General features: G+C 57.1%; 12 protein-coding genes. 5 read left to right on the top strand and 7 right to left on the bottom strand.

The window, feature by feature from the left end; all coding sequences use genetic code 11:
• Nucleotides 1-23: 23 nt before the first annotated feature.
• The gene (locus DUD43_RS04160; RefSeq protein ID WP_153229268.1) at nucleotides 24-1484 is read right to left on the bottom strand and encodes an NCS1 family nucleobase:cation symporter-1; all 1461 of its coding nucleotides are present in this window, start codon (nucleotides 1482-1484) and stop codon (nucleotides 24-26) included.
• Between the two features lie 283 nt (nucleotides 1485-1767).
• Nucleotides 1768-2817, bottom strand: a complete 1050-nt coding sequence (gene purM / locus DUD43_RS04155; protein WP_153229267.1) for a phosphoribosylformylglycinamidine cyclo-ligase — start codon at nucleotides 2815-2817, stop codon at nucleotides 1768-1770.
• A gap of 54 nt (nucleotides 2818-2871) precedes the next feature.
• On the opposite strand from purM, the gene hda reads away from it, so the two are divergent.
• From hda to folK, 4 genes are read left to right on the top strand one after another with little or no spacing between them, the layout of a single operon-like run.
• Nucleotides 2872-3570, top strand: coding sequence for a DnaA regulatory inactivator Hda (hda, locus tag DUD43_RS04150; protein WP_022983475.1), 699 nt, complete (start codon nucleotides 2872-2874; stop codon nucleotides 3568-3570).
• Between the two features lie 3 nt (nucleotides 3571-3573).
• On the top strand, nucleotides 3574-4275 hold the full coding sequence (locus DUD43_RS04145) for an HAD family hydrolase (protein ID WP_009461280.1): 702 nt from the start codon (nucleotides 3574-3576) through the stop codon (nucleotides 4273-4275).
• Nucleotides 4276-4285: 10 nt separating this feature from the next.
• On the top strand, nucleotides 4286-5665 hold the full coding sequence (gene pcnB / locus DUD43_RS04140; protein ID WP_153229266.1) for a polynucleotide adenylyltransferase PcnB: 1380 nt from the start codon (nucleotides 4286-4288) through the stop codon (nucleotides 5663-5665).
• Nucleotides 5666-5694: 29 nt separating this feature from the next.
• Nucleotides 5695-6147 carry a 2-amino-4-hydroxy-6-hydroxymethyldihydropteridine diphosphokinase gene (folK, locus tag DUD43_RS04135; RefSeq protein WP_153231529.1) on the top strand — a complete coding sequence of 151 codons (453 nt, stop codon included), beginning with the start codon at nucleotides 5695-5697 and terminating at the stop codon, nucleotides 6145-6147.
• Nucleotides 6148-6156: 9 nt separating this feature from the next.
• Here the strand turns inward: folK and DUD43_RS04130 are convergent, their stop codons facing one another.
• The 5 genes from DUD43_RS04130 to DUD43_RS04110 all read right to left on the bottom strand — a co-directional run bounded on the left by DUD43_RS04130 (nucleotide 6157) and on the right by DUD43_RS04110 (nucleotide 11955).
• Nucleotides 6157-7644, bottom strand: coding sequence for a UdgX family uracil-DNA binding protein (locus DUD43_RS04130; RefSeq protein WP_153229265.1), 1488 nt, complete (start codon nucleotides 7642-7644; stop codon nucleotides 6157-6159).
• A gap of 49 nt (nucleotides 7645-7693) precedes the next feature.
• On the bottom strand, nucleotides 7694-8899 hold the full coding sequence (locus DUD43_RS04125; RefSeq protein WP_153229264.1) for a putative DNA modification/repair radical SAM protein: 1206 nt from the start codon (nucleotides 8897-8899) through the stop codon (nucleotides 7694-7696).
• A 139-nt stretch (nucleotides 8900-9038) separates the two neighbouring features.
• Complete coding sequence (locus DUD43_RS04120) at nucleotides 9039-9317, bottom strand: hypothetical protein (RefSeq protein ID WP_022983473.1); 279 nt, start codon at nucleotides 9315-9317, stop codon at nucleotides 9039-9041.
• 220 nt (nucleotides 9318-9537) lie between these two features.
• Nucleotides 9538-10728, bottom strand: coding sequence for an MFS transporter (locus tag DUD43_RS04115; RefSeq protein ID WP_153229263.1), 1191 nt, complete (start codon nucleotides 10726-10728; stop codon nucleotides 9538-9540).
• Nucleotides 10729-10752: 24 nt separating this feature from the next.
• Complete coding sequence (locus DUD43_RS04110) at nucleotides 10753-11955, bottom strand: MFS transporter (protein ID WP_153229262.1); 1203 nt, start codon at nucleotides 11953-11955, stop codon at nucleotides 10753-10755.
• A 133-nt stretch (nucleotides 11956-12088) separates the two neighbouring features.
• Here DUD43_RS04110 and DUD43_RS04105 point away from each other — a divergent pair, with 133 nt between their 5' ends.
• Nucleotides 12089-12676 (top strand): TetR/AcrR family transcriptional regulator, encoded by a 588-nt coding sequence (locus tag DUD43_RS04105; RefSeq protein ID WP_153229261.1) that lies wholly within the window; start codon nucleotides 12089-12091, stop codon nucleotides 12674-12676.
• The last annotated feature ends 61 nt before the right edge of the window (nucleotides 12677-12737 follow it).

The raw sequence follows: 12737 nt of genomic DNA, 5'->3' as shown, positions 1-12737 counted from the left end.
GTTTTTGAGCCGAACGGCGGTTTTTACACCGAAGCGCTGCTCAGCTTGGGCAAGACTTTGGTGCGCATGGCCACGTATTGGAATACGCCACCCAACAAGGCACCGATCAGCCAGCCGTAACCCGCCAAATTCGCCAGTGCAGGCACCCACACGGTCGCCACCGAGAACACCGCGGCCAGGAAGAATGCCGCCATCGCACGCTTGTTCCAGCCGTTCTGGAAGTAGTAAGTACCGCTCTCTTCCAGGCTGAACAGGTCCGACACCACCACGCGCTGTTTGCGGATCAAGTAGAAGTCCACAATCATGATGCCGTACAAGGGTGCCAGCAAAGCGCCTAAGGTATCCACAAAGCCGGTAATCCCGATGGCGCTGATCAAAGGCAGCCACAAGGCACCGATAAAGAAGGCAATCACGGCGGTCAGAATGCCGCCCATCTTGGCAGAGATCAGCTCGGGCTTCAGGTTAGCCAAGTCAAAAGCCGGTGGAATGAAGTTCGCCACCAGGTTGATACCCACGGTTGCGGCAAAGAAGGTCAAGGCCGCGATCACCGTCAACGCCAGGCTATCGACGCGATCCACAATATCAGTGGGGTTGGTCAAGGTTTCACCAAACAGCACAGCCGTACCTGCGGTAATGAACAAGGCCAGGAAAGAGAACACGGCCAGGCTGACAGGCAAGCCCATGAAGTTACCGATACGCATGCTGCGCTCGTCTTTCACAAAGCGCGAAAAGTCGCCGTAGTTGATCACGACGGCAGCAAAGTACGCCACCATGGTGCCTACAACTGCGCCAAAAGCCATCAAGGGGCCGCCTTCGTAAGAACCTTTACCGGCAAAGATCTCGCCCACTTTATCGAGCAGACCACTGCCCGCCTTGTACCAAATCACGGCCAGCAAGGCGAACATCACCAGATACACCAAAGGGCCTGCCCAGTTCAGGAAGCGCGTAATCCACTTCATGCCCATCAGGAAAATGCCCAACTGCAAAATGCAGACCACGACATAAGACAGCCAGCCCACCCAATCCAGGCCCAGAAACAAGGCGCCGCCGGGGTGCCCCAGCAAGGCATTGAACAACAGAGCCAGGGCCGTAGAGGCAAAGTAAGTCTGCACGCCGTACCAGAAGATGGCCACAATCCCGCGCACCAGGGCAGGAAACTTCGCGCCCTTCACACCCATGCTGATACGGGCAATCACAGGATAGGGAACGCCATACAGCACGCTGGGTTTACCACTCAGGTTCACCAGCCCCATCACAATGAAACCGGCCAGCAAAATGCCGGCAAACACAGCCCAACCATTCAGACCATAAGAAATAAACAAAGTGGCGGCCAAGGTATAGCCAAACAGACTTTGAATATCGTTAGACCACACGTTGAAAATCTCGAACCAGCCCCACAAACGTTTTTGTCGCGGCAAAGGCGCCAGGTCCTCGTTGTGCAAGGCAGGATGCGGGTCTTTCAAAGATAAATCGACATGCTCCATTTTCTTCCCCTCAGAAATTGCTTCTAACATTTCAGCTGATATTTCTACGTTCTTGCCGCTACTGTAGGGGCCTTGCTGCTCGGGGAACATTATGGAATGTACGAGTAATACTTAATTTCGGATTAGCTCGAAAAACGACATAATTAAATTCATATAATATTTATTTGAAAATCAAATACATCAGATTCGATGCGGTAATACCGGGCAATTTGCAGCAGCAGGCGGGAATAAAAAAGCCAGCTCAATGAGCTGGCTTTTTTACTGACGGAAAGATCCGAGGTTTTTAGACCACTTCAGTCTGCGCCTGACCTTCCTGACGCTCAACGATTTCGCCCAGTTGGTAGACGGTTTCGCCTTGCTCGGACAAGGTTGCGCTGATGGCTTCGGCCTTGTCTGCAGGAACAATAATGATCATGCCGATACCGCAGTTGAACACGCGGTACATTTCTTCGTCGGCCACGTTACCGTTGCTTTGCAACCACTGGAACAAGGCAGGCATGGTCCAGGAGTCACGCTTCAGGCGGGCAGTCAGGTGCTTTTGCAGAATGCGTGGCACGTTTTCCAGCAAGCCGCCGCCGGTGATGTGAGCCAGGCCCTTGATGTCCGCACCGTGGGCAGCCAAGGCAGCCAGCACGGATTTCACGTAGATGCGGGTGGGTTCCATGACCACGTCAGCCAAAGGACGGCCATCCAGCTCGTCGGTAGGCTTGGCGTTGGCATGCTTCAGAATCTTGCGAATCAGGGAGTAGCCGTTGGAGTGGGCGCCGCTGGAAGCCAGGCCCAGCACCACGTCACCGGGAACAATGGACTTGCCGTCGATAATGCGCGATTTTTCCACCGCACCCACTGCAAAACCGGCCAGGTCGTATTCGCCTTCGGGGTACATGCCGGGCATCTCTGCCGTTTCACCACCGATCAGGGCGCAAGCGGAAAGCTCACAGCCCTTGGCAATGCCGCCAACCACTTGAGCAGCGGTGTCGACCGACAGCTTGCCGCAGGCAAAGTAATCCAGAAAGTACAAGGGTTCTGCGCCCTGGACTAGAATGTCGTTGACACTCATGGCCACCAGGTCTATACCCACAGTGTCGTGGCGCTGCCAGTCAAATGCCAGGCGTAGTTTGGTACCAACACCGTCGGTGCCGGACACCAGAACGGGCTCTTTAAGGTGGGTAGGCACTTCAAACAAAGCGCCAAAGCCTCCGATTCCAGCCATGACGCCTGCACGCATGGTTTTGGCAGCCAGTGGTTTAATACGATCGACCAGGGCATCGCCCGCGTCGATATCCACGCCTGCATCGCGGTAGGTCAAGGAAACAGAAGTAGTGTTTTTCATGGGAAAAGCCGTGGGATATGTGAAAATTGCGAGTTGGACGAAATTGTACGACACATGACCGAGCAACTGATTCTGGATATATCTCCAGCACCGCCTGCCTCTTTGGACAACTTTGTTGCCGGAGCGAATCAGGCTGCGTTGCAGGCTCTGCGTCAGTGCAGTCCAGGACGCGCGGTTTACCTGTGGGGACCGCCCGGCGCAGGTCGAACACATCTGCTGCGGGCGATGGCCAGTCAAGACGACAGCCGCTATTTTAGTTCAGATACTCCCTCCCAGCCCATCTTTGACATCGCCACCGATGACAAAGCCCCTCCCAGCCTCTTGGCCATCGACGATATCGAACGTTTTGACGAGCACGGACAGGCTGCCGTATTTGCACTGTACAATCGCTGGCGCGAGTCGGCCACCCGGCCCGACGCCTTCACGCTGCTGGTCTCCGGCGACCGGGCTCCCAAAACCATGTCCGTGCGCGAGGACTTGCGCACACGCCTGGGTTGGGACCTGGTATTCAGACTGGAATACCTGTCGGACGCCCACCGGGCCGAAGCCATGCAACAGCGGGCCGCTGCCCGCGGTCTGCAACTGCAAGCGGAAGTGCTCAGCTGGATACTGACTCACTACGATCGCGATATGAACCGCTTGAGCGCACTGATCGATGCGCTGGACAACTATTCACTGGTAAAGAAACGCCCCATCACTTTACCCCTGCTCAAAGAACTTCTGGCCAACAGCCAGACCCAATCTTCTAGTTGAGTCATGACTGCTTCTTCTTTTATTGCCCTGTTTGATCTGGACCACACTCTGCTTCCTTTAGATAGCGATTACCAGTGGGCTGACTTCCTGGCCCGTACTGGCCGTGTCGGTGACCCCGCTGAAGCCATCCGTCTGAATGAAGACCTGATGGAACGCTATAACCAGGGATTGTTGACGGCCGAAGAATCGGCCGAATTCATGTTGGGCCTGCTCACCAACGCCAGCCAGGAAGAATTGCTGGCCTGGCAGGACGAGTTCATGCAGGCAGTGATCCTGCCCTCGATCAGCCCGGCTGCCCGCGAACTGCTGGCCCAGCATCAGGACCAGGGCCATCTGGTGGCGATCGTGACCGCCACCAACGAATTCGTGACGCGCCCCATTGCTGCTGCATTGGGCGTAGACCACCTGATCGCCACCACCCCTGAAATGAAAGACGGCCGCTACACCGGCAAGATCAGCGGTGTGCCCAGCTTCCAGGCCGGCAAGATCACCCGTGTGGAGCAATGGCTGCAAACCATGGGCAAAACCCTGGCCGACTTCGAGCGCAGCTGGTTCTACAGCGATTCGCCCAACGATCTGCCCCTGATGGAAGTGGTGACAGACCCCGTAGCCACCAACCCCAGCGACAAGCTGCGTGCCGTAGCTACCGAGCGCAATTGGGTCGTCATCGATTTGTTCGCTGACATGATGGACAGCAAATCGTAAAATCAGACGCATGCTCAAGCGAACAATAAAAACATTTGTCGACCGGCTGCTCAAACCAGCCAAAAGCGCGCGTCCCAAAGGGCCGCGCCGCTACACACGAGAAGAACATGGCATAGACCGACGTCTGGTCTCGCGTCATGCCATCAAAGTGTGCGAGGTCCTGAACCACGAAGGCTATCAAGCCTATGTCGTGGGCGGCGCAGTGCGCGATTTGCTGGTGGGCCTGGAGCCCAAGGACTTTGACGTGGCAACCAACGCCACGCCCGAGCAAATCCGTCCCCTGTTCCGTCGTGCCCGCATCATTGGCCGCCGCTTCCGCCTGGTTCACGTGGTCTTCGGCCAGGAAATCATCGAGACCTCGACGTTCCGGGCCGACGATAGCGGCAAGCAAACCGACGAACATGGCCGCATCCTGCGTGACAACGAGTACGGCACCATTGAAGACGATGCTGCCCGTCGTGACTTCACGCTGAACGCGCTCTACTACGATCCCCTGACCGAAACGGTTATCGACTACCACAATGGCGTAGCCGATCTGAAAGACCGCCAGGTTCGCATTATTGGTGATGCAGAAACCCGCTATCGTGAAGACCCGGTCCGCATGCTGCGCGCCGTGCGCTTTGCCTCCAAGCTGGATGCCACCATCGAGCCTGCGACCGACGCGCCGATTCGTTCCTTGTCGCGCCTGATCGAGAACGTGCCCGAGTCCCGTCTGGCTGACGAAACACTCAAGCTGCTGAACTGCGGCCACGCCATGGACTGCATCCAGCGCCTACAAGCGCTGGGTCTGCACAGCAAGCTCTTGCCTATGGTGGAGCCGGTTCAACGTCTGCCCGGTGGTTCTGAATTTCTGGATATGGCTCTGGCCCGTACCGACACCCGCGTTCGCGCAGGCAAATCGGTCAGCCCCAGCTTTATCTATGCCTGCCTGCTCTGGAAGCTGGTCAAGCAAGAGTGGGAACGACGCAGTGCTCAGGACATGCATCCCCAGCAAGCCTTGCTGGAAGCCGCTGATCTGGTCCTGGAAAAACAAAGCCGCATCATGCCCATTCAAAAGCGCTTCCAGTCGGATATGCGCGAAATCTGGTTCATGCAGCCCCGTTTTGAACGCATCGCCAACCGCGCCATCTGGCGCATGACGGAACAACCTCGTTTCCGCGCTGCTGTGGACTTTTTACAACTACGCGCCGAAGCCAAAGAGGTGGATAGCGTGCAGGCACAGTGGTGGATGGATCTGGCCGATGCGGGCGACGAAGAACGCAGCAATATGATTGCCGTGCGCAAACCCGCTGGCACCACTGCCACCGGCTCGCGCAGCGGTCAGCGTCGTACCCGTCGCCGTCGCTCCAATGCCAAACGCAGCAACGCAGCAGGTGGAAGCGAATCGTGATTCCACGCAGCACCACCGTTTATGTTGCGATGGGCGCAAATCTGGGCGAAGCACGACAGACACTGGAAACAGCAGCGGCTGAACTGGCCGCTACTCCCGGTATTCAGGATCTGACACTGGCCCATTTCTACAGTACGGCTCCCGTCGATTCCAGTGGTCCGGATTACGTCAATACAGTCGTCCGCTTCACCTGTACTCTGGCTCCCGAGAATTTGCTGGACCGTCTGCAACACATCGAACAAGAGCACGGCCGCACGCGCCTGTACCGTAATGCACCCCGTACCCTGGATCTGGACCTGCTGCTTTACGGGCAAGAACAGATCAATACGGAACGGCTGATCGTGCCGCATCCCCGCATGCACGAGCGTGCCTTTGTACTGGTTCCGCTGGCCGATCTGGCTCCTGAGCTTGAACTGACCCAAGGCAGCTTGAAGGAATTACTGAGCACGGTGCAAGACCAGGAGATCCGGCGGCTGCCCTAGTGTCCGCTTTCAAGCGCCATCAGCTGTGGGCACATTGGTCAGTTGCCACCCCATTTGCAAGGCCTGGGCAATGCCACTGACAATTTCCTCTTGCCGAGCGGCATTCTCCACACGCAAAGCATAGGAAGGATGCCAGGTAGCAATAACCCACGTCCGGCCCCACAAAAAGGGTTTGGACAGGAAATCAGCCAGTCGCGCCTGCGGGCCCAGCAAGGCCATCAGGGCAGTCGCTCCCAGAGTGACGATGACGGCAGGCTCAAGCTGCGCCAGCTCTTCCCGCAACCAATGTCCGCATGCCTGCACTTCAGCCGGGGATGGACTGACATGCAAACGCTGCCTGCCACGCCCTCGCCATTTGAAGTGTTTGACGGCGTTACTTACATACAGCTGGTCTCGGTCAAGGCCTGCACGCTGCAAGGCCTGATCCAGAACCTGCCCGGCTGGCCCGGCAAAAACACGGCCAGCCAAATCCTCGTGGTCGCCCGGCTGCTCGCCCAGCAACATCATGCGGGCTGTTGTCGGGCCTTCTCCCGGCACGGCCTGCGTCGCGTTTTCCCATAGACCACATCGCCGGCAACGCTCCAGCACAGACAATTCACCACGGACGGGATGGGCAGAATCAGCCGTCACCGCTACCGACTTGCCCGGCATCCGGGCAACAAGACCAGACTGTCCGACTCGCCGCGCCCCGTTACGCGCTTCACTGACCATGGCGGGAATCAGGCTCGCTTCAGGCAAACCTTTCCAGAATCGCACTGGCATACTCTGCTGCAAGGCCGTTTCATTCAGACGTGCAGGATTAAAAATGCTCCGGTAATAACGTAACCACAAGGCTTCCACCTGATCGTCCGACGGACCGCTGCGTAATTCATCCACATTGTCAGGCGCATCACGCAGCTGCAAGTTTTCACCATCCCACAGCGCCACACGCTGTGGCGTCGCGATACACCAGGAGGTGCTCCCCATACGTTTGGAGAAATAGTCGGCAATCCACTCCAGCACCTCGTGCTCGGGCTCGAACCAGGCCCAATACTCGGGCCGCTTGTCCTGCCCGCAATGGCGAAACCGTACGTACGCCATCATGTCGTGCTTTTCCTTGCGCACGGCTTTCGCCATTTCGTATAAACGGGTTCCATCCTCGTCGGCCACAGACACCACACTGCGGTCACCATGGTGCCAACGCCACAACACGCGGTAGAGCAAGGCCCAACGCTCCGGAGTACGACACAAGGCGGCATCCTGCAGCAAGGCGCTCAGCCCTTTCGAAATGCGAACGGCAAACTCGGCGTTCGGCTCACAGCCCTGCGGCTCCCGCAAGGATATAGAGTACACAGGAGAAGACAGCTCGTAATCCAAGCCCATTTGCTGGCTGCCCGCACACGCCTCCCGGCTTTTTTCACTCCAGCAAAGCTGCTCTGGTGACCAGCCCGCCGCCAGAGCGCGCAAGGCTTGCTCACGCCAGGCACTATAGCCGCCGTCAACCTGCAAGCTCACCATGCTCGCCCCCCATCATCAGGAAAAAACCCGGCCGACGAACAGAGCGTGCTCATAAGAGACTCAATTGCTGCGGATTGGTCGACAGCATGCGCCGCAATTTGTCGGACGTCGCGTCGGCAAGGCCAGGACGGTAATCCTGCACCACGACAAAGGGCTGCAATGTTTTGATGGAGCAACGTAGACGGATCAAATCCTGATACCGGATAGCCCGCATCTGACGCAACTCGACCAAGCGCTTGGCATTACGGACACCAATGCCGGGCACACGAGCAATCAGGCGCTCCGGCGCCCGGTTCAGATCCACCGGAAATACGGCCCGGTTGGACAAGGCCCATGACAATTTGGGATCAATATCCAAGGGCAAATCGCCCTTGTCCTGAAACAGCTCCTCAGCCCGAAAACCGTAACTACGCAGCAAGAAATCGGCTTGATACAGCCGATGCTCTCGCAGGAGCGGTGGCGGCTGTGCGGGAAGCGCCGACGAACTATCCGGAATAGGACTGAACGCAGAGTAATACACCCGCTTGAGCTTGTAGGCACCGTACAGATTCTGCGCTGTTTGCAAGATATTGCGGTCATCCGCCGCATCCGCACCCACAATCATTTGCGTGCTTTGTCCGGCAGGTACCTTGGGAAGTTTTTCTTCCTGCGCCTGTTCCTGGGCAAGACGGATCACCCCCATCGCCCGTTTGATTGTGTGGCCACTTTTCTCGGGTGCCAGGCGATGCAGGCCCGCATCCGTAGGAAGTTCGATATTGACGCTGAGTCGGTCTGCGTAATGACCAGCCAGCATGATCAATTGCGGATCGGCATCCGGAATGGTTTTAAGGTGGATGTAGCCACGAAAATGGTGATCCTCGCGCAAGGAGCGCGCCACCTCGACCAGGCTCTCCATGGTGTAATCCGAACTTCGTATGATGCCCGAACTCAGAAACAGACCATCAATATAGTTACGCCGATAGAAATCCAGCGTCAGATCCACCACTTCGGCAGGCCGGAAACGCGCGCGTGGCACATTACTGGAGCGCCGGTTCACGCAATACAGGCAGTCATACTGACAAAAATTGGTCAGCAGTATTTTGAGCAGCGAAACGCAACGCCCGTCAGGCGTAAAGCTATGACAAATACCGGCACCGGTACTGGCCCCCAGGCCCGTACGCCCACGGGAATCCCGTTTGGGCGCGGCACTGCTGGCACAAGAGGCATCGTACTTTGCCGCATCGGCCAGAATTTCGAGTTTGCGCGATAGCTCCATGGTCGAAATACTGTATATAAAACCAGCATTATACAGTTTTCGGCCCAGGCGTCATGGACCCGGCGCGTTCTCAAAGAGGGCAAGTGGCCGGGCTCGTCCGGCAAGAGACAAGCCAGCCAAGCCAGCTCAAGCCAAGGGGTCAAGCATCCAGAAGCTTGATCAAGGCCTCTTGGTGATTGGATCGGGCTTCCAGCAATTGCCGCCCTTCTTCGGTCAACATGGCTATCAGGGGAGCAGGAAAGGGAGAAGGAGTTTGCGTCGTTTGCGGGATGGCTTGGACTAATCCCAGCGACTGTAATTGTTCAAAAACGGCTTGTTTCTTGTGCCAGGGAGTTTGGCGTAAGCGCACGAGCTCAAGAGTGTTCCAAATTGTGGGGTTGAGCTGCGGAATAGTTATGGAGCGCTGAAGTTGCGTCATACAAGGCCCTTAATTAAGACCACCCATACCGACGTTGTGTGCCCATAAGGGGAGGTCAGCCAGAAAGCATCCCTATACCGTACAACATAACGATGTACAGAATATTTCAAGGAGTTCTGACAGACATCGTCGCAGCGCTCCTTCAAGACTCCAATAAGCAATAACCCGCGCTTGCGCCCTGGCAAATCCGGAAAAATCAGTCCGAGCCCGGTTTTTGTGCTCAATTTTTTCGCTGCAAAATTATTCCGAAAAGCAGCAAAAACACAACAAACGAACCCGCTCCAGCCAGCCCCAGATTCGCGCTTAAACCATAGGCATCCACTGTCTGCCCACCCAGCCAGGAGCCAAGCGCTATGCCGATATTGAAGACAGCGACGTACAAAGCGGTGGCCACTTCAACTGCGTTGGCAGCGGCCTTCATCATCCAGCTCATCAGCCCGACCGATACCCCGCCATAAGCCAGCCCCCAAAGCAGCAAAATTGCACCCCCGCCCAGCGGAGAAGCCCCCACTGTCAAGAAAAGCAAAGCAGTGATGCTTAGACCCAACGCAATCGCCATCAAACTGGCTTCGGTACGTTGGGCGGCCGAAATCCCGATCAGGAAATTGCCTGCGATCCCGGCCACTCCATAAGCAAACAACAAGGCTCCTATCCATTCAGAGCCTATGCCGGAAACGGACAGCAAAAGAGGACGCACAAAGGTAAATGCGCTGAAATGCCCCGCGACCAGAATCAAGGTCAGCAGCAAACCAAACCATAACTGCCGATTGCCAAATTGCTCTGCGAACTGACGCCATGTGGTCGAGCGCGTCACGGACAGAGGAGGAATCACGGCCAGATGGAAGATCAACACCAAAGCGCTAAGCACCGCCATGCCGCCAAAGGCCCAGCGCCATCCAGCCAGCTCGCCCATCAAGGCGCCTAAGGGCACGCCCAATACAGAAGCCGCGGCGACCCCACCGAAGATGATCGAAGTTGCCAAACCCACAGACTGAGCCGGAACGAGACGAGAGGCCAAGCCACCCGCAATGGCCCAGATCCCTCCCATGCAAAAGCCAACCAGAACACGGGCGGCCACCAGCATCCAGGCGATGCTGGGAGCCAGAGCAGACGCAATATTGGCCAGCACCAACAAGGCCAGCAAGCCACACAGGATGCGGCGCCTGTCCACGCCGCCAGAAGCCAGCACCACCAGCGGCGCAAACAAGGCGGCCAATAAAGCAGGCAAGGAAATCAGCAAACCAGCCGTCCCCGTAGAGGTCTGCAAGCTGTCTGCAATGGAGGTCAACAAACCTACGGGCAACATTTCCGTGGTGACGACTGAAAAGGTGGCCAAGCCAACAGCGCTAACCGCCAACCAGGACTGCCGCTTGCCGGGTTGCCCGGCCATGGATAGAGAAGAGGTATTCATCGCTAAATATTCAAAGAAAGAAGGCTAAACAGCGCAGGAGCGAGCCACTACAGGCCCGCGCAAACTTTGATGGCTGCACAAGGCAAGCAAGACGATCAAGGCAGCGGTATAAAGCGCGACCATAAAGCCGGAACTGACTCCGCCCTGATCCACCATCTGTCCCGAAGCGGCGGCCCCCAAGGCCACACCGATATTCAGACCAGCCAGCAGCCAGGTCATGCCCTCGGTTAATTGCTGCTCGGGCACCACACGCTCGACCAGCGACATGGCCACAATCATGGTGGGAGCAAAGAACAGACCGGCCAGCAAGACCGCCCCTGCCAACTGCGTCACACTGGTCACCAGCCATAAAGGCAGAGTCGTGGCGGCGGTGGCCAAACCGCCCAACAGCAACAGGCGATGCAAAGGAATATTCAGCTTCAAACCACCAAACACCAGACCCGCTACGCAAGAACCCAGGGCGTAAGCCGATAGCACCAGACTGGCCGCCCCCGGCTGCCCCATCTGCTCGGCAAAGGCCACGCTGACAATATCCACGGTGCCCACAATCACACCCATGGCAAGCATCAGCAAGGCCAACAGGCGCACACTATTCAAACGCAGAACCGAAGGGCGACTGCCCTGCTCCTGGATTTGAATCGGTGGCTCAGTCCCTTTTTGCAGCAGCAGCGCCAACACACCCGCAATCAGCAGTACCGCAGCAGCCAGCACGCCCGCTTGCGGGAACACCAGAACCGCCAAACCCACCGACAAAGGCGGCCCGGCAATAAAGGTGACTTCATCCAGCACAGTTTCCAGCGAATAAGCCGTTTGCAAACGATCCTGACCACGGAAAATCGCCGTCCAACGTGCACGCACCATGGCCGACATGCTGGGCATGAAACCAGCCAGCACCGCGCCTGCAAACAAGGTCCAGTCAGGCGCTTGCCACCAGGTCGCCCCCAGCAAGAGCAGCAGGCCCAGCACACTAATGGCTGTTGCCAGCGGCAGGACACGGCTTTGCCCACGCAGATCCACCCAACGAGACACTTGCGGTGATAGCAGCGCATAGCTCAATACAAAAGAAGCGGACACCGCCCCCGCCAAGGCATAGCTGCCCCGCAGTTGGGACAACATGGTGATGATTCCTATCCCTATCATGGGCAGCGGAATCCGGGCCAGCAGCCCGGCCAGGGCAAAACCCCGTGTGCCGGGCGCGGCAAAAAGTTCTCGATAAGGCTGAGCCATTACATTCTCCGTGAACGCCCGCTTGCCACGACACGGTGATGCATCGACAATACAAACAAGGCGTATGTTTAAAATAATATATACATACGTCGTGCATGTAAATATACATTCAGTCCGTATGTAAGGAGAAACTATGGCACGCCGTACCCGCGCCGAGATGGAAGAAACCCGCGCCACCCTGCTCGCCACCGCTCGCACTTTCTTTGCAGAACGTGGTTATGCCGACACATCCATGGACGAATTGACGGCTCAGGCGGGCCTGACACGCGGCGCGCTCTACCACCACTTCGGTGACAAAAAAGGTTTGCTGGCCGCGGTAGTCGATCAGATCGACGCGGAAATGGATGAACGCCTGCAGGCTATTTCAAACAATGCCGACGATGCCTGGGAAGGGTTTGTGCGCCGCTGCCATGCCTATCTGGAAATGGCGCTGGAGCCGGAAATGCAGCGCATTGTCTTGTGTGATGCGAAGGCCGTATTAGGCGGCGCCTCACCCGAATCGCACCAGTATTGTGTGAGCTCCATGGAAGGCTTGATTCAGACGCTGATGGATCAAGGCCGGATTGAACTGGCAGATCCCCACGCCCTGGCGTCCCTGATTTACGGCAGTCTGGCCGAAGCCGCTTTCTGGATTGCCCAGGGAGAGGACGGCGATGCTCGTCTGGTGAAAGGGCTGGCAGCACTGGATTTGCTGCTGCGGGGCTTGCTGATCAAGTCCTGAACAGGCGAAACCAGAGATAAAAAAACCCGCATTGAGTGTTGTGCTGCCCCTGCTTTCACAA

This window comes from Alcaligenes faecalis (assembly GCF_009497775.1).
Classification (GTDB): Bacteria; Pseudomonadota; Gammaproteobacteria; order Burkholderiales; family Burkholderiaceae_B; genus Alcaligenes; species Alcaligenes faecalis_D.
This window is presented reverse-complemented; position numbering and strand designations above follow the sequence as displayed.